Source organism: Streptomyces luteolifulvus, assembly GCF_008806595.1.
Classification (GTDB): Bacteria; Actinomycetota; Actinomycetes; order Streptomycetales; family Streptomycetaceae; genus Streptomyces; species Streptomyces luteolifulvus.
This window is the reverse complement of record NZ_VZRB01000012.1, coordinates 205977-226851: the sequence shown is the minus strand read 5'-3', so window position 1 is coordinate 226851 and position 20875 is coordinate 205977. Positions and strand designations below refer to the sequence as shown.

Annotated in this window: 20 protein-coding genes and 3 pseudogenes; 14 read left to right on the top strand and 9 right to left on the bottom strand. The window is 72.7% G+C overall.

Annotated elements, in window-relative coordinates; translation table 11 throughout:
* The first annotated feature begins 45 nt into the window (after positions 1-45).
* Positions 46-993 carry an MIP/aquaporin family protein gene (locus F7R91_RS19765; RefSeq protein ID WP_150950387.1) on the top strand — a complete coding sequence of 316 codons (948 nt, stop codon included), beginning with the start codon at positions 46-48 and terminating at the stop codon, positions 991-993.
* 18 nt (positions 994-1011) lie between these two features.
* Here the strand turns inward: F7R91_RS19765 and F7R91_RS19760 are convergent, their stop codons facing one another.
* Positions 1012-1542 carry a gamma carbonic anhydrase family protein gene (locus F7R91_RS19760; protein ID WP_150950386.1) on the bottom strand — a complete coding sequence of 177 codons (531 nt, stop codon included), beginning with the start codon at positions 1540-1542 and terminating at the stop codon, positions 1012-1014.
* A 104-nt stretch (positions 1543-1646) separates the two neighbouring features.
* Here F7R91_RS19760 and F7R91_RS19755 point away from each other — a divergent pair, with 104 nt between their 5' ends.
* Together F7R91_RS19755 and F7R91_RS42785 are read left to right on the top strand one after the other, a co-directional pair.
* The gene (locus F7R91_RS19755) at positions 1647-2465 is read left to right on the top strand and encodes an acyltransferase (protein WP_150950385.1); all 819 of its coding nucleotides are present in this window, start codon (positions 1647-1649) and stop codon (positions 2463-2465) included.
* Positions 2466-2477: 12 nt separating this feature from the next.
* Positions 2478-2676, top strand: a pseudogene (locus F7R91_RS42785) (hypothetical protein); the annotation flags it as partial.
* A gap of 65 nt (positions 2677-2741) precedes the next feature.
* Here the strand turns inward: F7R91_RS42785 and F7R91_RS19745 are convergent.
* Positions 2742-3599 (bottom strand): DMT family transporter, encoded by an 858-nt coding sequence (locus F7R91_RS19745; RefSeq protein ID WP_150950384.1) that lies wholly within the window; start codon positions 3597-3599, stop codon positions 2742-2744.
* A gap of 105 nt (positions 3600-3704) precedes the next feature.
* Here F7R91_RS19745 and F7R91_RS19740 point away from each other — a divergent pair, with 105 nt between their 5' ends.
* Together F7R91_RS19740 and F7R91_RS19735 are read left to right on the top strand one after the other, a co-directional pair.
* A complete protein-coding gene (locus F7R91_RS19740) occupies positions 3705-4277 on the top strand; it encodes a helix-turn-helix domain-containing protein (RefSeq protein ID WP_150950383.1) in 573 nt (190 codons plus the stop codon).
* Positions 4278-4320: 43 nt separating this feature from the next.
* A complete protein-coding gene (locus F7R91_RS19735) occupies positions 4321-4890 on the top strand; it encodes a YbaK/EbsC family protein (RefSeq protein WP_150950382.1) in 570 nt (189 codons plus the stop codon).
* Between the two features lie 15 nt (positions 4891-4905).
* On the opposite strand, the gene F7R91_RS19730 is transcribed toward F7R91_RS19735, so the two are convergent.
* The gene (locus F7R91_RS19730; protein ID WP_150950381.1) at positions 4906-5952 is read right to left on the bottom strand and encodes a cation diffusion facilitator family transporter; all 1047 of its coding nucleotides are present in this window, start codon (positions 5950-5952) and stop codon (positions 4906-4908) included.
* 59 nt (positions 5953-6011) lie between these two features.
* Between F7R91_RS19730 and F7R91_RS19725 the strand changes: the two genes are divergently transcribed.
* Complete coding sequence (locus F7R91_RS19725) at positions 6012-6371, top strand: ArsR/SmtB family transcription factor (RefSeq protein ID WP_161065441.1); 360 nt, start codon at positions 6012-6014, stop codon at positions 6369-6371.
* Here the strand turns inward: F7R91_RS19725 and F7R91_RS19720 are convergent.
* Together F7R91_RS19720 and F7R91_RS19715 are read right to left on the bottom strand one after the other, a co-directional pair.
* Positions 6278-7623 (bottom strand): annotated as a pseudogene (locus F7R91_RS19720) (4-hydroxybenzoate 3-monooxygenase). The gene F7R91_RS19725 and the pseudogene F7R91_RS19720 overlap by 94 nt on opposite strands.
* A 54-nt stretch (positions 7624-7677) precedes the next feature.
* The gene (locus F7R91_RS19715; RefSeq protein ID WP_150950380.1) at positions 7678-8085 is read right to left on the bottom strand and encodes a CoA-binding protein; all 408 of its coding nucleotides are present in this window, start codon (positions 8083-8085) and stop codon (positions 7678-7680) included.
* A gap of 181 nt (positions 8086-8266) precedes the next feature.
* Between F7R91_RS19715 and F7R91_RS19710 the strand changes: the two genes are divergently transcribed.
* Both F7R91_RS19710 and F7R91_RS19705 read left to right on the top strand, forming a co-directional pair.
* Positions 8267-9007 (top strand): cysteine--tRNA ligase, encoded by a 741-nt coding sequence (locus F7R91_RS19710; RefSeq protein WP_225320695.1) that lies wholly within the window; start codon positions 8267-8269, stop codon positions 9005-9007.
* On the top strand, positions 9004-9546 hold the full coding sequence (locus F7R91_RS19705; protein ID WP_150950379.1) for a SixA phosphatase family protein: 543 nt from the start codon (positions 9004-9006) through the stop codon (positions 9544-9546). Before F7R91_RS19710 ends, F7R91_RS19705 begins: the two co-directional genes overlap by 4 nt.
* Before the next feature lie 315 nt (positions 9547-9861).
* Here the strand turns inward: F7R91_RS19705 and F7R91_RS42780 are convergent.
* Positions 9862-10185, bottom strand: a pseudogene (locus tag F7R91_RS42780) (amino acid transporter); the annotation flags it as partial.
* Between the two features lie 116 nt (positions 10186-10301).
* Here F7R91_RS42780 and F7R91_RS19695 point away from each other — a divergent pair.
* From F7R91_RS19695 to F7R91_RS19685, 3 genes are all read left to right on the top strand, one after another.
* Positions 10302-10928 carry a YigZ family protein gene (locus F7R91_RS19695; protein WP_150950378.1) on the top strand — a complete coding sequence of 209 codons (627 nt, stop codon included), beginning with the start codon at positions 10302-10304 and terminating at the stop codon, positions 10926-10928.
* Positions 10929-11058: 130 nt separating this feature from the next.
* Positions 11059-12222 (top strand): exonuclease SbcCD subunit D, encoded by a 1164-nt coding sequence (locus F7R91_RS19690; protein ID WP_150950377.1) that lies wholly within the window; start codon positions 11059-11061, stop codon positions 12220-12222.
* On the top strand, positions 12219-15353 hold the full coding sequence (locus tag F7R91_RS19685) for an AAA family ATPase (protein WP_150950376.1): 3135 nt from the start codon (positions 12219-12221) through the stop codon (positions 15351-15353). Before F7R91_RS19690 ends, F7R91_RS19685 begins: the two co-directional genes overlap by 4 nt.
* Positions 15354-15355: 2 nt before the next feature.
* On the opposite strand, the gene F7R91_RS19680 is transcribed toward F7R91_RS19685, so the two are convergent.
* Positions 15356-15802 carry an Lrp/AsnC family transcriptional regulator gene (locus F7R91_RS19680; RefSeq protein ID WP_150950375.1) on the bottom strand — a complete coding sequence of 149 codons (447 nt, stop codon included), beginning with the start codon at positions 15800-15802 and terminating at the stop codon, positions 15356-15358.
* Positions 15803-15935: 133 nt separating this feature from the next.
* On the opposite strand from F7R91_RS19680, the gene F7R91_RS19675 reads away from it, so the two are divergent.
* Positions 15936-16418, top strand: a complete 483-nt coding sequence (locus tag F7R91_RS19675) for a rhodanese-like domain-containing protein (RefSeq protein ID WP_150950374.1) — start codon at positions 15936-15938, stop codon at positions 16416-16418.
* A gap of 90 nt (positions 16419-16508) precedes the next feature.
* Positions 16509-17024: an immunity 21 family protein gene (locus F7R91_RS19670; protein WP_150950373.1), complete on the top strand. Its 516-nt coding sequence runs from the start codon at positions 16509-16511 to the stop codon at positions 17022-17024.
* 164 nt (positions 17025-17188) lie between these two features.
* Here the strand turns inward: F7R91_RS19670 and F7R91_RS19665 are convergent, their stop codons facing one another.
* Together F7R91_RS19665 and F7R91_RS19660 are read right to left on the bottom strand one after the other, a co-directional pair.
* Positions 17189-18877, bottom strand: a complete 1689-nt coding sequence (locus F7R91_RS19665) for a DUF885 domain-containing protein (RefSeq protein ID WP_150950372.1) — start codon at positions 18875-18877, stop codon at positions 17189-17191.
* Positions 18878-18909: 32 nt separating this feature from the next.
* Entirely contained in the window at positions 18910-19401 is a 492-nt protein-coding gene (locus F7R91_RS19660) for an Lrp/AsnC family transcriptional regulator (RefSeq protein ID WP_150950371.1), read from the bottom strand.
* Positions 19402-19461: 60 nt separating this feature from the next.
* On the opposite strand from F7R91_RS19660, the gene F7R91_RS19655 reads away from it, so the two are divergent.
* The gene (locus F7R91_RS19655; RefSeq protein WP_408056045.1) at positions 19462-20766 is read left to right on the top strand and encodes a trans-sulfuration enzyme family protein; all 1305 of its coding nucleotides are present in this window, start codon (positions 19462-19464) and stop codon (positions 20764-20766) included.
* The last annotated feature ends 109 nt before the right edge of the window (positions 20767-20875 follow it).

The window sequence follows — 20875 nt, the reverse complement described above, 5'->3', positions numbered from 1 at the left end:
ATCAAGCGCCCTTCGGCGCACATGGACGACAGTCTGGGAGGAACCATGGCTGTAGAGATCCCGCCACTGATCAAGCCTTCTCGACTCAGACGACGCGGAGGCCTCTGGGGCGAATGCCTGTCGGAGTTCCTCGGGACGTTCGTCCTCATTTCCTTCGGATGCGGTGTGGTGGCCATGGCGGTCGCCGCTCTGCCGGGGTCGGGCCGTACTTCGGGGCCCACGATGTTCTTCTGGGGCGCCGGAGACTGGCTGCTGATCACCTGGGGCTGGGCCATGGCCGTGGTCTTCGGTATCTACGTGGCCGGCGGAGTGAGCGGGGCTCACATCAATCCGGCGGTGACCCTGGCATTCGCGGTGCGCCGGAAATTCCCCTGGGCCAAGGTCGCCCCGTACATGCTGTCGCAGGTGATCGGGGCATTCGCCGGGGCCGCGCTGGTGTACGCGGTGTACCACGATGCGATCAGTGCCTTCGACGACGCCGCCAGAGGCCCGAAGACCAATGGCCACACGCTGGCATCCTTCTCCATCTTCGCCACGTTCCCGGCGCCGTATTTCAACGGCGGTATCTGGGGGCCGTTGATCGACCAGATCGTGGGCACCGCCTTCCTGGCGATGCTGGTCGTCGCGGTCGTGGATCTGCGGAACACCGCGGTGAAAGCCAACCTGGGCCCACTGGTCATCGGATTCGTCGTCGCGGCGATCGGCATGTCCTACGGGGCGAACGCCGGCTACGCCATCAATCCGGCCCGTGACCTCGGCCCGCGCCTGCTCACCTGGGCGGCCGGCTGGGAGGATCTGGCGATGCCCGGCACCCTATCCGGGGCGTTCAGCAATTACTTCTGGATCCCGATCGTCGGGCCGCTGATCGGCGGTGTGATCGGCGTGCTGGTGTACGACCTGTTCATCGGCGACGTCCTGCACATCCGCGCCCAGCAGCACATCGAAACGGAAGTCGGCCGAACGAAGCCCGAGAAGGGCACGGACGAGGAGTGAGTGGTCTGAGCGGGATTCCTACTTGCCGTGCACGTCCCGGTGAGCCCGGGCCAGCTCCGCGTACATCGTTCCGTTGAGCGTGACACCCTCACGCTCCTCGGCCGTCAACTCCCGCTTGACCTTCGCCGGCACACCCGCGACCAGCGACCCCGGGGGTACGCGCATCCCCTGAGGCACCAGTGCCTGCGCGGCCACCAGTGAACCGGCACCGATCACCGCGCCGTTCAGCACCGTCGCCCCCATGCCGATCAGGCAGTCGTCCTCGACGGTCGCCCCGTGCACGACGGCGTTGTGGCCTATGGAGACGCGCTCGCCGACGCTGACCGGGAAGCCCGGGTCGGCGTGGAGGGTGCAGTTGTCCTGGACGTTGCTGCTCGCGCCGACGGAGATCCGCTCGACGTCGCCGCGCAGCACCGCCCCGTACCAGACGCTCGCGCCCGCATGCAGCGTCACGTCCCCGATCACCGCGGACGTGGGTGCCACGAACGCGTCCGCATCCACCTTCGGGTCCTTGCCCCCGATGCCCGTGATCAGCGCCTGCTGCGTCATTCCGCCTCCTGGTCCTCGATACACGCACCGTACGCCACCCGGTGGGGCGAAGATCACAGGGCTCCGGTCGCATGGGCCGACCGCGCTCTGAGTACGGTGAGCGAGTGCCGAAGCGCAAGAACACGTTCTCATCATGGCGGCGCGGCCTCACGCAACGGGCCGTCCACGCCGGCTGGGCCTGGGTGCAGCGCACCGGCTCCGTCACCGCCGAACACCCGGGACGCTTCCGCTTCGGCGCTCTGGGCACGGGCACCCGGCTGGCGTTCCCGCTCGGCACGGTCTTCGGTGAACCGTGGATCCACCTGGGCGCCCACTGCATCGTCGGCGAGCAGGTCACCCTGACCGCCGGACTGATGCCCGACCTCGACCTCGGCCCGGACCCAATCCTGCGGATCGGCGACGGAGTCGTCCTGGGCCGCGGGAGCCATGTCATCGCCGACACGACGGTCACCATCGGCAGCGACTGCTACTTCGGCCCGTACGTCTACGTCACCTCCACCAACCATTCGTACGACGACCCGCACCAGCCCATCGGCAAGCAGTGGCCGCGGATGGAGCCGGTCGAGGTCGGACCGGGCTGCTGGATCGGGACCGGCGCGGTGATCCTGCCGGGGGCGCGGATCGGGCGGAACGTGGTCGTGGCGGCCGGCGCCGTCGTACGGGGTGTGGTGCCCGACCATGCCGTGGTCGCCGGTGCGCCCGCCCGGGTCGTACGGCGCTGGACGCCCGCCGATGGCTGGCAGCCGCCGCTGAGGACCCCCGCGCCGGTGCCGATTCCGGAGGGTGTGACGCCGGGCCAGCTGCTGGCGCTGGCGGAGCTGGACGAGGAGACGGCGGCGAAGCTTGCAGAGCTGGACGGGGAGGCGGCGGAGCTGGCCGGACGGAGCGATGGGACGGCGACGGAGCTGGCCGATTTGGACTGACCGGGTCGTTGACGGGGCTGGACGTCGGCCGACGGCTGGCAGCCGCCGCTGAGGATCCCCGCGCCGGTGCCGATTGAGGATCCCCGCGCCGGTGCCGATTCCGGAGGGTGTGACACCGGGCCAGCTGCTGGCCCTGGCGGAGCTGGACGAGGAGACGGCGGCGAAGCTCGGGGAGCTGGACGGGGAGGCGGCGAAGCTCGGCGGAATGGACCAGGAGACTGCGGCGAAGCTCGGCGACATGGACGAGGAGACCGCGGCTCGCCGATCCGGACCGGCTCAGCCCGTCGCCAGGAGCAGCGTGCCCATCAGGGCGAGGCCCGCGCCCGCTGCCTGGACGGTCCGCAGCCGTTCGCTGAGGAAGCCGCGCGCGGCCAGGGCGGTCACCACCGGGTAGAGCGAGGCGAGAACCGCGGCCACCGTGACCGGACCGTGCTGGGCGGCGATGGAGTAGGTGCCGTTCGCCGCGACGTCGGCGAGGCCGACGAAGGCCAGCGCCGGCAGCGAGCCCCAGGGGAAGCCGCCCTCCGGGAGGCCGGGCGCACCCCGTTTCGTGGAGATGTACAGGGCGGCGCCGCCCGCGGCCACATTGGTCACACGCTGGACGAAGAGCGCGAGGATCAGGCCGGTGACGGTCGTCGACGCCTCCGCGATGAGGGCGAAGACCGTGCCGAAGCCGAGCGCCGCGACCAGCGTGAGCAGGATGGTCCGGCGCTGGACGGGGGCACCTGTGAGCTGCGGTCCGCCCGCGAGGACGACGCCGGCGACGGCGACCGCGATCCCCGCGGCCTGGGCGAGTCCCGGGCGCTCGCCCAGGAAGAGTCCCACGCCCACGGGGACGGCCACACTCAGGGTGGCGAGCGGGGAGACGACGCCCATCGGGCCCAGCGCGAGTGCCTTGTAGAAGGCGAACAGGGCGACCGGGCCCACCAGACCGGCGGCGACCGCGAACCACAGGCGCGGTCCGGTCTCGCTCCAGCCGCCGGTGGCCACGACGACCACGCCCAGGACGACCGCCGCGATCGCCTGCGAGACGACGACCACGGTGAGCGCGGGGGTGCGCCGGGTCAGCAGTCCGCCGCCGAAGTCGGCCAGGCCCCACAACAGGCTGGTGGCCAGGGCGAAGAATGCTGTCACGAGGCGCCTCGCAGTACAGTTCGGTGAACGATCGGGTGCACCACACCATAGTGCAGCGAAGTGAACTCTGTCATCCAGAATACTGAACCCAGAAACGGATGGAATGTGTCGGACCTCGACCTGCTGACCCAGTCCCTGGCGCGCAACGTCAAGCGCTGGCGCACCGAGCGCGGCTTCACCCTGGACGCGCTCGCCGCCCGCGCCGGGGTCAGCCGTGGCATGCTCATCCAGATCGAGCAGGCCCGGACCAACCCGAGCATCGGCACCGTCGTCAAGATCGGCGACGCGCTGGGGATCAGCGTCACCACCCTCCTCGACTACGAGCGGGGCCCGAAGGTCCGCGTCGTCCCCGCCGAGCAGGCCGTACGTCTGTGGCACACCGACGCCGGCAGCTACAACCGGCTGCTCGCGGGCGCCGAGGCGCCGGGCCCGCTGGAGATGTGGGACTGGCATCTGATGCCGGGCGAGAGCAGCCCCTCGGACCCGCACCCCAGCGGCACGGTCGAGATCGTCCATGTCACGGCGGGGGAGCTGACGCTCACCGTCGACGGGATCGAGCACCGCGTCCCCGCGGGCGCGAGCGCCACCTTCGAGGCGAACACCCCGCACACGTACGCCAACGAGGGTGACGTACCGATGGACATGCTGATGACCGTCTCGGTCCCGGCCGTGCACTGAGACGCCCGGCGGGCCGTTGCCGGCCTGCTGTTAGCGTGCGGACATGCGCGCACCCATCGGACACTTCGACCACGCCACTCCCGCCCCCGACTGCCTCGACGAGCTGATCGGCCCGGTCGCCGATGCCGTACGCCACTGGCGCGGCAGTGTTCCCGCCGACCAGATCGTCCACGTCGACACCGACCCGCGATGGGCCGACACCGCTGTCTTCGTCGAGCACTACGGCCGTGAGCTGCTGGAGCAGTCGGCGAACTGCGTCGTCGTGGCGGGCAGGCGGGGCGGGGAGTCCTCGCTCGCCGCGTGCGTCGTGCTGTCCACCACCCGGGTCGACGTCAACGGTGTAGTACGCCGTCAACTGGGCGCGCGGAAGGCCTCGTTCGCCTCGATGGACACGGCGACGGGCGAGACCGGCATGGAATACGGCGGCATCACCCCGATCGGACTGCCCGACACCTGGCCCGTGCTGGTGGACTCGGCCGTCGTCGAGCTGCCGTACGTACTGGTCGGCAGCGGCCGCCGGCGCGGCAAGCTGCTGGTGCCGGGGAAGGCGTTCGGGGAACTGCCCGGTGCGGTGGTGCTGGAGGGGCTGGGACTGGCCTGGCCGGGGACGTAGTAAACGGGTCCCGCGTCAGGTCGTCATATGGTGCGCCAGCGCCAGATGCGGGTCGCTCTCGCCGGGGGAAGGTGCCGGGTCCGCGTGCACCAGGGCCGCGGTGAGCCGGGGAACGGCGTGCAGCAGGGCGTGCTCGGCCTCGACGGCGATCGCGTGTGCCTGACGTACCGTCACCTCACCGTCCACCACGACCGCGACCTCGGCCCGCAGCCGGTGCCCGATCCAGCGCAGCCGGAGCTCACCCACCTCGCGCACGCCCGGCACCTCCCGCAGGGCCTGCTCGGCCCGGTCCACCAGGGCCGGGTCGACCGCGTCCATCACCCGCCGGAACACCTCGCGGGCCGCGTCCCGCAGCACCAGCACGATCGCGGTCGTGATCGCCAACCCCACCACCGGATCCGCCAGTTGCCACCCCAGTGCCGCGCCGCCCGCGCCCAGTAGTACGGCCAGTGAGGTGAATCCATCGGTACGGGCGTGGAGACCGTCCGCCACCAGCGCGGCCGAGCCGATCGCGCGGCCGACCCGGATCCGGTAGCGCGCCACCCACTCGTTGCCCGCGAAGCCGACGAGCGCGGCCACCGCGACCGCCGGAATGTGGGTGAGCGGGCGGGGATCGAGCAGCCGGTCGACCGCCGTCCATGCCGCGAAGGCCGCGGACGCGGCGATGGTCAGCACGATCGCGATCCCGGCCAGGTCCTCGGCCCGCCCGTAGCCGTAGGTGAAGCGCCGCGTCGCCGCCCGCCGGCCCAGTACGAAGGCGATGCCGAGCGGGACGGCGGTCAGCGCGTCCGCCGCGTTGTGCACCGTGTCGCCGAGCAGCGCCACCGAACCGGACAGGACGACCACGACGGCCTGCGCCACAGCCGTCGCCCCGAGCACCGCGAGCGACACCCACAGGGCGCGTATCCCGCGGGCCGAGGTCTCCAGGGCCGGGTCCAGCTTGTCTGCGGTCTCGTGGGAGTGGGGGGTGAGGAGGTGGGTGAGGCGGTGGCGGAGCGGAGCCGGTGCATGCGGGTGCGGGTGGTCGTGCTCGTGCGCGTGCTCAGGGTGCTGGTGGCTCACCTGGATCCCCTTCCGGTACGAGGGTGGACGGCAGGCGCCCACGACGCCATTATGTGCGTATGAGCGCACGCATGCACCTGTCACCTGCACATGATGCGCACCCGCGCACCCCGGGCGAGGAACAGTTCGCGCTTGCCGCCGAACTGCTCGCCCTGCTCGGCGACCGCACCCGCCTCGCCCTGCTGCACGCGCTGAGCGGCGGCGAGGCCGATGTCACGACGCTCACCCAGGCCTGCGGGGCGGCGCGGCCCGCGGTCAGTCAGCATTTGGCACGTCTGCGTCTCGCGGGGCTGGTCACCACGCGCAAGGAGGGGCGCCGGGTGGTCTACTCACTCCGGGACGGACATCTGCGCCGTCTGGTCGCCGAGGCGCTGAAGGTGGCCGACCACCGGATCAGCGACCGGCCGCTGCACGACTGACGCGACGGCCCTCCGGTCGGCGGGCGGAGTCCTTGCCGAGGTACTGCTCGGCGAACGCGGCCGCCGCGGCGGGGGAGCCGAAGACGCGACGCAGTCGGGCGCGGGTCGTGCCCGCGCGGTACGGGTCGCCCGACGATGTGCCGTGGTACACCTCGCAGAGCCATTGTGAGAACTCCTGGTAGTCCCACACCCGGCCCAGACAGGCCTCCGAATAGCGGTTCAGCCCGCCGGTCTCGCCCTCGGTCACACGCGGCCAGCCCGTCGCCCAGCAGGAAGGCGTCGTGCAGCGCGAGGTTCATGCCCTTCGCCGCGATGGGTGCCGTGAGATGGGCGGCGTCGCCCGCCAGGAACAGCCGGCCGAACCGCATCGGCTCGACCACGTAGTTGTGCATGTCGAGGACGCGCTTCTCGATCAGCCGGCCCTCCGTGAGCGGAGGGGCGCCCGCCGCCGCGAGCCGCTGCCGGAGTTCGGCCCAGACGCGTTCGTGCGGCCAGTTGTCCGGATCGTCGCCGGGCGGGCATTCGAGGTAGTAGCGGGTCACCTCGGGGCTGCGGGCCATGTGCCCGGCGAAGCCGTCGGGATGGATGCCGAAGACGACACAGTCGTTGGAGGGCGGTGCCTCGGCGAGCAGCGCCAGCCAGCCGATGCCGTAGTCGTGCCGCGAGACATGGACACGCTCCGGGGGCAGGGACGCTCGCGTCACCCCGCGTGCCCCGTCGCAGCCGGCGACGAAGTCGGTGTGCACGACGTCCCGTCGACCGGTTTCCGTGCAGGTGTACGACACCGACGGCCGGTCGGTGTCGAGGCCGTGCAGCCGGACGTCGCGCACGCCGAAGCGGATGTCGCCGCCGCGGACGTCGGCGTACTCGCGCACCAGGTCCGTCACCAGCAGCGGCTGCGGGTAGACGAAGTGATGATGCCCCGTCAGCTCGGTGTACCCGAACCGGTACCGCTCCCCGGCGAAGCGGAACTCGCACTCCGAATGGGCCTGTGCCCGCTCCAGCAGCCTCTCCGCGAGGCCCCGCCGCTGCAGCCCGCGCACGGCCCACTCCTCCAGGACGCCCGCCCGGGGCCGCTGTTCGATGAACTCGCGCGTCTCCGATTCAGGACCAGACACTCGGCGGAGGCGGCCCGCAGGATGTTGCCGACGGTGAGCCCGGCCGGCCCGGCCCCCACGACGACGATCGGAGTGCCGTGGGGCACCGGAGTCGGGGTCGGGCGAGTGCGGGGAGGCAGAGGCCATCCGAGCATTATGTCGGGGCACGGCGCGTGCCGGCAGGACCCTGACACGGGCCTCTCGCCGTCCTATCCCAACCGGGGGATCTCGATGGCGGGGCAGCGGTCCATCACCATCTCCAGGCCGGCCGCCCGGGTGCGGTCGTACGCGTCCTCGTCGATGACCCCGAGCTGGAACCAGACCGCCTTGGCGCCCTTCGCCACCGCCTCGTCGGCGATCGGTCCGGCGAGGTGGCTGTTGACGAAGACGTCGACGACATCCACGTCGAAGGGGATGTCGGCGAGCGAGGCATAGCCCTGCTCCCCGTGCACCGTCTCCGCCTTGGGATGGACGGGGACGACGCGCTTGCCGAAGCGCTGCAGCACCTTGGCGACGCCGTACGCCGCGCGCCGCTCGTTCGACGACAGGCCCACCACGGCCCAGGTGTCGCCCAGTCCGGTGAGGATCTTGTGGATCGTTGCCTCGTCGCCGTACACCGTCGGTCTCCTCGTGCTGCTCGGAGAAAGCTGTCGTGGGCGACAACGGCGGACAGCGGACGGTGATTCCCCCGAGCCGACAGGGTTCGGTCCCGACTGCCTCGCCCGTTCGATCCCGCCACATGTCCGGAACTCGCCGGACCTGCCTGCACCGGGCCGTCCGCCCGCCTACGCTCACCCCGTGCTGCGCATCATCGACGCCCGAACCGGCGAGTCCCTCGATCCCGCCCCCGCACGCCGGGGCCTGACCCGTGTCGAGGCCCATGCCCCGGGCTTCGACGCCGGCGCCCTGCGCGTCCTGCTGGTCGCGGACCTGCTCGTCCGCGCCCTGGAACTCGGCGGCACACCGGTCTGGTCGCTGCTCACCGCCGAGCGGGAACAGCCGGAACTCCGGGCGGGCGCCGCGGCCCTCGGCATCCGGCCCTTCGAGGACAGCCGCGAGATGGGCGCCGGTCTGGGCGAGGCCCAGGTCATCCACGTGGCGGGGGAGGGCGCGGCCGCACCCGACGGTGTGCGGGTGGCCGTGGCGCCGGTCCACGCGGAGACGTCCGGCCCGTCGGCGGTGCCCGGTCTGTCCGCGGGATCCGACCCCGCCGTGCTGCGGCTGGCCCTGCTCACCCGGCCCCATGGCACACCCCTGCGGCTCGACGCGGCGTCCCTGAGCGAGGCCCGGGAAACCCTCGTACGCTGGCGTCAGGCGGTCGCCGACTGGGCGCGCCGGCCGTCACGGCCTGTTCCCGACGAGGTGCGCGGCCGGCTCCGTACGGCCTGGGAGGACGATCTGAACGTGTCCGAGGTACTGCGGGTACTGGGCCGGGTGGAGACGTCGGACCTGGCGGAGGGCGCCCGCTTCGAGACCTACGCGTACGCCGACCGGCTCCTCGGCCTCGACCTCACGCGCGACCTGGGAGCGCCGGGATGATCGCGCGCTCCGGAGCGGGCCCGCTGCGGCGACTGGCCGTGCTGCGGCACGCCAAGTCCGCCTGGCCGCAGGGCGTCGCCGACCACGAGCGCCCGCTCGCCCCACGCGGGCGCCGGGACGGCCCGGCCGCGGGCCGTGCGCTCGCCGAGGCCGACTGCCTGCCGGATCTCGCGCTGTGCTCCACCGCCGTACGCGCACGCCAGACCTGGGACCTGGCCTCCGCCCAGTGGGGCACCCCGCCTCCGGTACGGTTCGACGACCGCCTGTACGCCGCCGACGCCGCCGACCTGCTGGACGTCGTGCAGGGCGCGCCCCGCGAAGTCGAGACGCTGCTGCTGATCGGGCACAACCCCGGCCTGGAGGAACTCGTCCTCGAACTCGCCGGGGACGGCCTCGACGACGCGCTCGACGAGGTCCGCACGAAGTTCCCGACCGCGGCGATCGCCGTCCTGGCCTGGCGCGGCCCGTCCTGGCAGAGCCTCGCCCCCGGAACGGCCCTGCTGACGAGCGTGATCGTGCCACGCGGCAAGAAGTCGTGAACCAGGGCCTGCCCGTCTGTCGTTCGGATCACGCGTGGGCCGCGGGTCGCTCATCGGCGGGCGCCGCAGATCGAAGCCGACGTGAGCCGACGTGAGCCGACCTGAGCCGGACGCCAGACCCTGGCCCACGTGAATCCGCGGCCGCCGCTCCGGATCGGGCTCCGCGCGGCGCAGCACCTCGCGGGTCACCGGCGCCGTCTCGCCCTGGCCGAACACCAGGAAGCGGACGAGGTGACTGACGGGGCTGCCCTCCGTCCAGTCGAAGTAGGCGTGCGGGACCCGGCCCGTGCGGTCACGCAGGGCCAGCAGCACGTGCGCCACCCGGCGGTAGACCGGCAGCGCCCCGCACACCGTCAGCGCGATCAGCACCAGGGTCGCGAGGGGGGACAGCAGACCGGCCGCGAGCGCGGCGATGCCCGGCTGGTAGCCGAGGGTGGAGAAGTAGTCGACGCCTGTGAGGCACATGACCCGCCACCACCTGTGCCCCGCGTGCCCTTCCTGCGGGGTGGCGTGCGGGCCGGGATGGCGGGCCGTCCGCTCGCTCAGGCCCTCCAGCAGCCAGGCCCGCAAGCGGGATGTGGCCGAGGCCGGCTCCCCGTGCCCGTCAGCGCCTGCGCGCCGCCCCCTGGTGCCGGTCATGCGGTGTTCTCCCTGGGGGCGGTCGGACGTGCGGGCGACGACGAGCGGGTGTCCCGTACATCGTCGCCCGCACCTCCCGCGGCGGCGGGCGCTGACACTCCGCATAAGCTGGCCCGATGCAGGACGAGTACCGCACAGTCGCGCGCGCGGGTGTGCACGAGACCGAGGTCAACCGTTCCCGCTTCCTGTGCGCGCTCGCCCCGGCGGCCACCGAGCAGGAGGCCCAGGAGTTCATCGCCGCGGTCCGCAGGGAGCACACGGACGCCACCCACAACTGCTTCGCCTACGTCGTCGGCGCCGACGCCTCGGTCCAGAAGGCGAGCGACGACGGCGAACCGGGCGGCACCGCCGGCGTCCCCATGCTCCAGATGCTGCTGCGCCGCGAGATGCGGTACGTCGTGGCCGTCGTCACCCGCTACTACGGCGGGGTCAAACTCGGCGCGGGCGGACTCATCCGGGCGTACGGAGGGGCCGTCGGCGAGGCCCTGGACAGCCTCGGCACCATCACCCGCCGCCGCTTCCGCCTGGCCACCGTGACGCTCGACCACCAGCGCGCCGGCAAGGTCCAGAACGACCTGCGGGCCACCGGACGTGAGGTGCGGGACGTGCGCTACGGCGAGGTGGTCACCATCGAGATCGGGCTGCCGGACGCCGACGTCGACGCGTTCCGGGCGTGGCTCGCCGACCTGACCGCCGGGACGGCGGGGTTCGAACTGGGCGGGGAGGCATACGGAGACGCATGACACTCCGCGCACGAGACATATGACACTCCGGGCAAGAAGGGCGTAACGCCCCACTGGCGGGGCGCTCATGACGGGTCGATACGGGAGTAACCGCCCGTGATGTCAGACCCGGCCGTTAGTCTCGGGGATCATGAGACTGCTGCACACCTCCGACTGGCATCTCGGCCGGGCGTTCCACCGGGTCAACATGCTCGGGGCCCAGGCCGAGTTCATCGGTCACCTCGTCACCACCGTGCACGAGCACGGCGTGGACGCGGTGGTCGTGTCGGGGGACGTGTACGACCGGGCGGTCCCGCCGCTCGCCGCGGTCGAGCTGTTCGACGACGCCCTGCACCGGCTCGCCGCCCTCGGCGTGCCCACGGTGATGATCTCCGGCAACCACGACTCGGCGCGTCGCCTCGGGGTCGGCGCCGGTCTCATCGACCGCGCGGGTATCCATCTGCGGACCGAGCCGTCCGCGTGCGGCACACCGGTCGTGCTCGCCGACGCCCACGGCGACGTCGCCTTCTACGGACTGCCGTACCTCGAACCGGCCCTGGTGAAGGAGGAGTTCGGCGTGGCGAAGCCCGGGCACGAGGCCGTCCTCGCCGCCGCCATGGACCGCGTCCGGGCCGATCTCGCCACACGCGCGCGTGGCACCCGCTCCGTCGTCCTCGCGCACGCCTTCGTCACCGGCGGTGAGGCCAGCGACAGTGAACGGGACATCACGGTCGGCGGGGTCGCCGCGGTGCCAGCGGGGGTCTTCGACGGCGTCGACTACGTGGCACTCGGGCATCTGCACGGCTGTCAGACCATCACCGAGCGCGTGCGCTACTCCGGCTCCCCGCTGCCGTACTCCTTCTCGGAGGCCGCCCACCGCAAGAGCATGTGGCTCGTCGACCTCGGCGCCGACGGCTCGGTCACCGCCGAACGCGTCGACTGTCCGGTGCCGCGCGCCCTGGCCCGGATCCGGGGGACGCTGGAGGACCTGCTCGCCGACGCGGAGCTGGACCGGCACACGCAGGCGTGGGTGGAGGCGACGCTCACCGATCCCGTCCGTCCCGCCGACCCCATGGCCCGGCTCACCGAGCGCTTTCCGCACACCCTCAGCCTCGTCTTCGAACCCGAACGGGCGCCGGACGATCCGGACGTGTCGTACGCCGGGCGGCTCGCCGACCGCAGCGACCAGCAGATCGCCGAGGACTTCGTGGCCCATGTGCGCGGCGCCGGACCCGACGAGCACGAACAGGACGTGCTGCGGGACGCGTTCGACGCGGTTCGCGCGGACGAGACCCTGCGCGAGGTGGCGCGATGAGGCTGCACCGGCTGGACGTCACCGCCTTCGGCCCTTTCGGCGGATCCCAGACCGTCGACTTCGACGACCTGTCGGCGGCCGGGCTCTTCCTGCTGCACGGGCCGACGGGCGCGGGTAAGACGTCCGTCCTGGACGCCGTCTGCTACGCGCTCTACGGCTCGGTGCCCGGTGCCCGGCAGAGCGGCCAGGGGCTGTCCCTGCGCAGCGACCACGCCGCGGCCGGCGCCCGCACCGAGGTCCGCCTCGAACTCACCGTCGCGGACCGCCGGTTGGAGGTCACCCGGCAACCGCCCTGGGAGCGCCCCAAGAAGAAGGGCGGTCCAGGGACGACTGTGGACAAGGCACAGTCATGGCTTCGCGAGTACGACGCCATCGCCCGCGCCTGGAAGGATCTCAGCCGCTCCCACCAGGAGATCGGCGAGGAGATCACCCAACTGCTGGGCATGAGCAGGGAACAGTTCTGCCAGGTCGTGCTGCTGCCGCAGGGTGAATTCGCCCGCTTCCTGCGCGCCGACGCCGAGGCGCGCGGCAGGCTGCTGGGCCGCCTGTTCGACACCCGCCGTTTCGCCGAGGCCGAGAAACGCCTCGCCGACCGACGGCGCACGACCGAGGCCCAGGTGCGCGACGGGGACGCGGATCTGCTGGCCGACGCGCACCGTATGCAGCAGGCAGCGGGCGGCACCATGGAGCTGCCGGAGCTGACGCCCGGCGAGCCGGGACTGGCCGAGGCTGTCATGAGCGCCGCCGCCGTCGCCCGCAGCACCGCCCGCGAACAGCTGACCGTGGCCCACTGCCGGCTCACGGCGGCCGAGTCAGCCCAGTTCGCCGCCGAGCGTGCCCTCACCGACGTACGCGAAGTGGCGCGGCTGCAGCGGAGGTTCGCCGAGGCGCGGGAGCGCGCCGCGCGGATGGAGGCGCGGGCCGACGCCCACCGGGAGGCGCAGGCGCGCATGGAACGCGGCCGCAAGGCCGAGGCGGTGGCCCCCGCGCTGGACCTGCGGGACACCGTCGAGACGGAACACCGGCGGGCCGCCGGGGCGGAGGCACATGCGCGTGCGCTGCTGCGGAGTGTCTTCGTCGACGCAGCGGTGGGCTCGGGTGGGTCTGAAGGGCCGCGTGCCGGCCTCGTCGATGCCGGTGCCGGTGCCGCCGGACTGGCCGCCGACGACGGAGCGGTGGGCTCGGGTGCGTCTGAAGGGCCGCGTGCCCGCCTCGTCGATGCGGGTGCCGTCGGGCTCGCAGCCGCCGCACGCCGGGCGGCCGAAGAGCTGGGCGGCCTGGAGTCGGCCCGCCGTGCCGAACAGCGGCTGTCCGAACTCGCTCAGGAACGCGCCGGTCTGGACCGTCAGGAGCGCGCCGACGAGGACATCCTGCAGGAGTCCGAGGCCTGGCTCGCGGGATGGGAGGAGATCCGCACCGGACTTCAGAGCGGCGTCGAATCCGCCCAGGAGGCTGCCACCCGGGCCGAACAGCTGGACGTGCAGCGGGAGCCCGCCCGCAAGCGGCTCGCCGCCGCCCGGCAGCGCGACCAGTTCGCACGGGACACCGAGGACGCCCAGCGGCAGGTGATCCTCGCGACGGAGCATGCTCTGAAGGCGCGCGCCGCGTGGCTGGACATCAAGGAGCAGCGGCTGAACGGCATCGCGGCCGAGCTGGCCGCGCAGCTCACCGACGGTGAACCGTGCGCGGTCTGCGGCGCCGCCGAGCACCCGGCGCCCGCGCGCAAGGACGCCGGGCACGTCGACCGGGAGATCGAGGAGCGCGCGCTGGCCGCCCACCAGCAGGCCGACGAACAGCGCGCCGAGGCCGAGCGGCGCCTCGGCGTCGTACAGCGGGCCCTGGCCGCAGCCGAAGGCGAGGCTGGTGACACGTCCACCGAACAACTCGCCGCCCGGGCCGATGAGTTGGAGCGACTGTACGCGCAGGCCCGAAGCGGGGCCTCCGCGCTGCACACCGCGAACGAACGGCTGCGGCAGGCCGAACAGGAACGCGAACGGCGCGTCGCGGCCCAGCAGCAGGCCGCCGTACGAACCGCCTCCCGGGTCGCTCGCCGTGACGCGCTGCACCGGGAACGGGCCGCCCTGGAAACGGAGTTGACCGAGGCGCGCGGCACCGCGGACAGCGTGGCCGGACGAGCCTCCCAGCTGGAGCGGCGCGTCGCCCTCCTCACCGACGCCGCCGAGGCCGCACGCGCCGCCGAGGACACCGCCCAGCGCCTCAAGGAGGCCGACGCCCGCCTCGCCGACGCAGCCTTCCGTGCCGGCTTCGACACACCCCGGGCCGCGTCCGACGCCCTGCTGGACGACGCGGCCCACCGCGACCTCCAACGGCGCCTCGACGCCTGGCAGTCGGAGGAGGCCGCCGTACGCGCGGTCCTCGCCGAGGCCGAGACCGCGGCGGCGGCCCAGCAGCCGCCCGCCGACCTCGACTCGGCGGAGCGGACTGCGGCCGCCGCCGGCCGGTGGCTGCGCGAAGCCGCCTCCGCGCGCGATGCGGCCGCCCGCCGCTGCACCGAACTCGACCGGCTCTCCGCCCGTTCCCTCGCCGGCGTACGACGGCTGGCGCCGCTGCGGGTGGAGTACGACCGCGTGGCCCGCCTGGCCGCACTCGCCGCGGGCACCTCGGCGGACAACGAACGCAAGATGCGCCTGGAGTCGTATGTGCTGGCGGCCCGTCTGGAGCAGGTGGCCGCCGCCGCGACCGTGCGGCTGCGGCGCATGTCGTCCGGCCGCTACACCCTCGTCCACTCGGACGACCGGACCGGTCGCGGTCGCAGCGGTCTCGGACTGCACGTCGTCGACGCCTGGACCGGTCGCGAGCGCGACACGGCCACGCTGTCCGGAGGCGAGACCTTCTTCGCCTCCCTGGCGCTCGCCCTCGGACTCGCGGACGTCGTCACGGACGAGGCGGGCGGGGTCCGGCTGGACACGCTCTTCATCGACGAAGGCTTCGGCAGTCTCGACGACCAGACCCTGGACGAGGTCCTCGACGTGCTCGACTCACTGCGCGAACGCGACCGCAGCGTCGGCATCGTCAGCCATGTCGCCGATCTGCGCCGACGCATCCACGCACAGCTGGAGGTCGTGAAGGGGAGGTCGGGCTCGGTGCTGCGGCAGCGGGGCTCCGGCTGAGTTCACCGGCCGAGGGGACGCCGGGGGAGCGGGGACGAGTAGACGACGCTCGTGGTCACCGAGCCCAGCGCGCCGATCCTGCCCGACACCTCCTCCAGATGCCGCATCGAACGGGCCGCGACCTTGATGACGAAGCAGTCGTCGCCCGTGACATGGTGCGCCTCCAGGATCTCGGGGGTGGCGGCGACCAGGTCGTGGAACGGCTTGTAATTGCCGTTGGGATACCGAAGACGGACGAACGCCAGGACCGGCAGCCCGAGCCGCTCCGGGTCCACGACGGCCGCGTATCCCCGGATGACGCCCTCCTCCTCCAGCCGGCGCACCCGTTCGGTGACCGCGCTCGCGGACATCGAGACGGCACGGGCCAGCTCCGCGAAGCTGGCCCGGCCCTCGCGCTGCAGGACATCGAGGATGCGCCAGTCGGTGGCGTCCGGGGAATACGCGGTCATCCCCGAGAGATAACAGGGGATTCCCCGGCGAGGCAAGGAAAGGGCCGGGGATCGTCCCTTCTGGAAGGTGATCGGCGACCGTAGATTTCTGGTCGTCCCAACCGAACGACACCGTGGGTGAGAGGGCCAGACCATGAGTATCACCACGACCGCCGCCAACCCCGTCCTGCGCGTCGCCCCCGCGGCACCGGCCGAGGCGGCCGCCTACTTCCGCGCCGGTCTCGCCTTCCACGCCGACGTCTCCGATGTCGCCGCCGCGCTGGCGGCGGGCGGCGACCCCGGTTTCGTCGTCCTCGACTCCCGGTCCACCGAGTCCTGGGAACAGGGCCACATCCCGGGCGCGGTCCATCTGCCGACCGCGCTCATCCCCGGACAGGCCGAGCGGTTCCTCGACAGGTCCGTGCCGGTCGTGACGTACTGCTGGGGACCCGGCTGCAACGGCGCCAGCCGCGCCGCCCTCGCGCTCGCCGAACTCGGCTACCAGGTCAAGGAGATGCTCGGCGGCTTCGAGTACTGGGCGCGCGAGGGCTTCGCGTACGAGACCTGGGAAGGCCGCGAGCGCCGCGCCGCCGATCCGCTGACGGCACCGGTCGACGCGCAGAACTGCGGCTGCTGAGGCGGAGGTAGGGGGAGGCCTCGGGCGCGCGGAGGCGGAGGTACGGGGAGGCCTCGGGCGCGCGGAGGCGGTGCGTGTAGGTTCTGCGCCATGGTGCGATACGCGGAGCCGGGCGCGGTGGAGTGGGTGGAGTCGGGCGGCGGGCCGCTCATCGCAGTACCGGAGACGGTGCTTCCGTTCTGGGCGGGGGCCGACGGCGACGAGACGGCCTCGGACTACGACCGGGCCTGCGAGATTGAGGACCACGTCGGGCTGCTGCCCGTCGGCGACAGCGCGGCCCTGGTGTTCGGCGACGAGCCCGCCTCCACCTCCTATCTCGCCGACCACAACACCTTCGTACGGTGGTGCGCCGCCGACTCCGAGGACGAACTGCTGGCCGGTGTCCCCGCCGCCCTCGCCACTGCGGAGTGGGAACAGGAGGTGCGCTGGGACGTGCCCGGCACGGTGGTGCTGTTCGACGCGGCCTGGCCGGGCCACGACTCGACACGGGCCGACCATGTGAGGGTCGCACTGCCCCCGGGCCCGTACGCGGTCCGCGCGGCCCAGGTCCAGCCCGGCCCGGAGACCTGGCTGGGCCTCGTACAACTCCGACGCCTGCCGGGGTGAACCCTGGGGGATCGGCGGGGTGATCTGGGCCGGGGAAGGCGTGCGGCGTGGGCGGGGTCGGATGGTGACGGCCGCCCGGTCCGGCCGCCCCGGCGCCGATCATCGTGTGCGGGGCGGCGTCCGGCGCTGAGCACCGGACGCCGCCCGCCGATACCGACGTGCCGTCAGAGGTGGGACAGCTCGTCCACCAGGTCGTCCAGGCCCAGGGAGCCCTGGGAGAGGGCGGCCATGTGCCAGGCCTTCAGGTCGAACGCGTCGCCGTGCCGCTTGCGGGCGTTCTCGCGGCCCAGCAGCCAGGCGCGCTCGCCGAGCTTGTAGCCGATCGCCTGACCGGGGATCGTCAGGTAACGCGTGAGCTCGCTCTCCACGAAGTCCGCGGGACGGCTGCTGTGCGCGCCGAAGAACTCCTGGGCCAGCTCGGGAGTCCAGCGCTCGCCCGGGTGGAACGGGGAGTCCGCCGGGATCTCCAGCTCCAGATGCATGCCGATGTCGACGATGACACGGGCCGCCCGCATCATCTGCGCGTCGAGGTAGCCGAGCCGCTGCTCCGCGTCCGTGAGGAAGCCCAGCTCGTCCATGAGCCGCTCCGCGTACAGAGCCCAGCCCTCGGCGTTGGCGCTGACCCCGCCGACCGTGGCCTGGTAGCGGGAGAGGTTCCCGGCGACATGCGTCCACTGCGCGAGCTGGAGGTGATGGCCCGGGACGCCCTCGTGGTACCAGGTCGAGACGAGGTCGTAGACCGGGAAGCGGGTCTGCCCCATCGTGGGCAGCCAGGTGCGGCCGGGGCGGGAGAAGTCCTCCGACGGGGGCGTGTAGTACGGCGCCGCCGCGCTGCCCGGCGGGGCGATGCACGACTCCACCTTCCGCACCCGCTCGGCGAGGTCGAAGTGTGTGCCGTCGAGCTGTTCGATGGCCTGGTCCATCAGGCCCTGCAGCCACTCGCGGACCTCGTCGACCCCCTCGATGTGCCGGCCGTGCTCGTCGAGGTGCGCGAGCGCCACCCACGGCGTCTCGGCGTCCGGCAGGACCTTCGCCGCCTCCTTGCGCATCTCCGCGAGCAGCCGGTGGTACTCGGCCCAGCCGTACGCGTACGCCTCGTCCAGGTCCAGATCCGTACCGTTGAAGTAGCGCGACCAGCGGGCGTAGCGCTCGCGCCCCACCGTGTTCGGCGCCCCTTCGATCGTCGGGGCGTACACGTCGCGCATCCAGTCCCGCAGCTCCACCACGGCCGCGGTCGCCCCGCGGGCGGCGTCGTCCAGCTCCGCGCGCAGCGCCTCGGGGCCCGCCGACGCGAAGTCCTCGAACCAGCCGCGGCCGGTGCCGTCGTCCGACCACTCCGTGAGCTGTTCGACGAACGTGGCGGTCGGGCGCGGGCCCGCGTACAGCTTGCGTTCCAGACCGAGGGCGAGGGACTCCCGGTAGCCCGCCAGCGCGGCCGGCACCGCGCGCAGCCGCTCGGCGATCGCCGCCCAGTCCTCGTCCGTCTGCGCGGGTGTGACGGTGAAGACCTCGCGCACCGAGTGCGCGGGCGTGGACATGTTGCCGACCGCGCGCAGCCCCTCCTCGGCTTCGTGCACGGCGAGTTCCGCGGTGAGCCGCTCGCGCAGCAGACGGGCGCACCGGCGCTCGATGTCGCTGTCCGCGCCGGGGCGGCGTTCGGCCTCGTCGAGCCGGGCGAGCGTGGTCCGCGCCAGTTCCGCGAGCGCCTCCTGACCGGCGGGCGAGGTGTCGGGGAGTCTGCTCGAACTCTCCTTCACACCGAGGTACGTACCGGTGACCGGGTCGAGGGCGATGAGGTCGTCGACATAGGCGTCGGCGACCCCGCGGGGCAGCGGGCTGTTGGTCTCTGACATGCACACCATCCTCGTACGAGGGGTGCCGTGCGTCACTTGGATTGAGCCGAGGGCGAAGGCGGTAGCAGGGGGCCGCAGTCCCACTGCTGGAAGATCAACCGGGTCTCCACCCGGGCCACTTCCCGCTGTGACGTGAACTCGTCGAGAACCAGCCGCTGCAGGTCTGCCATGTCCGCGACAGCGACTTGGACGAGGTAGTCGTCCGGCCCGGTGAGATGGAAGACCGTCCGTGACTCCGGCAGCGCCCGGATCCGCTCCACGAACGGTCCCACCAGCTCCCGTCGGTGCGGTCTGACCTGCACGGACAGCAGCGCCTCGAGGCCTCGCCCCAGCTTGGCCGGATCCAGTCGCAGCTGATGGCCGAGGATCACGCCGGCGCGGCGCAGCCTGGTGACTCGGTCCAGGCAGGTGGACGGAGCCACGCCGACCTGCGCGGCGAGGTCACGGTAGGTGGTCCGGGCGTCGTTCTGCAGCAGCCGCAGCAGATGGAGGTCCACCGGATCCAGTACGACGGATTCGGCCATGGCCCGAACGTAACACGGCGTTCGCATCCCGCACCTCGGCCGGTGTTCACTCTTCCGCCCATGGACTCAGCGCGCAGGGACGCGTCGCACCACGACGCGCACATCTCATCCGCGTCGTACCCCGACGCAGGCACCGCTTCCGCGTCGTACCCCGACGCACGCACGGCTTCCGCGTCGTACGACGGCGTACGCACCGCATCGCGAGCACTGGCCACCGAGGCCGTGCACGCCGGCCGGGACGATCTGGCCCGTCAGGGCCTGCACGCCCCGCCGATCGACCTGTCCACGACCTACCCCTCGTACGACAGCCGCGGCGAGGCCGCCCGCATCGACGCCTTCGCCACCACCGGCGCCGAGCCGGACGGTCCGCCCGTCTATGCACGGCTGGGCAACCCGACCGTCGCCCGCTTCGAGGCGGCCCTGGCCCGCCTGGAGGGCACCGAGTCCGCGGTCGCGTTCGCCAGCGGTATGGCCGCGCTCAGCGCCGTCCTGCTGGTACGGGCCTCGATGGGCCTGCGCCACGTCGTGGCCGTCCGTCCCCTGTACGGCTGCAGCGACCACCTGCTGACCGCCGGCCTGCTCGGCTCCGAGGTGACCTGGGTGGACCCGGCCGGCATCGCGGACGCGCTGCGCCCGGACACCGGCCTGGTGCTGGTGGAGTCCCCGGCGAACCCGACCCTCGCCGAACTCGACCTTCGTGCCGTCGCCCACGCCTGCGGCTCGGTGCCGCTGCTCGCGGACAACACCTTCGCCACCCCGGTGCTGCAGCGGCCCGCCGAACAGGGGGCGCGCCTGGTGCTGCACAGCGCCACCAAGTACCTCGGCGGCCACGGAGACGTGATGGCGGGTGTCGTGGCCTGCGACGAGGAGTTCGCCGGGCGGCTGCGACAGGTCCGGTTCGCGACCGGCGGCGTCCTGCATCCGCTCGCCGGATACCTGCTGCTCCGTGGCCTGTCGACGCTGCCGGTGCGGGTGCGGGCCGCCTCCGCGAACGCCGCCGAACTCGCCCGCCGCCTCGTGGCCGATCCGCGCGTCACCCGCGTCCACTACCCGCGCATCGGCGGCGCGATGGTCGCCTTCGAGGTCGCGGGCGACCCGCACGAGGTCATCGGCGGCGTCCGTCTCGTCACGCCCGCCGTCAGCCTCGGCAGCGTCGACACCCTCATCCAGCACCCCGCCTCGATCAGCCACCGCATCGTGGACGCCGACGACCGCCGGGGCGCAGGCGTGAGCGACCGGCTGCTGCGGCTCTCGGTGGGCCTGGAGGACGTCGAGGACCTGTGGGCCGACCTGGACCGCGCGCTGGGGCAGCGAGCCGCACTGCCGATCCCGGCCGCGGCGCGGGAGCCGGTGAGCAGCGTCTGACCGGTGGCTGGGCGCGGGAGCCGGTGGGCAGTGTCCGGAGGTCCGGTGCCGAACGGGGGGCGGCACCGGACGACGAGCGGCCCGGCAGGGAGTTCCGCCGGGCCGCTCG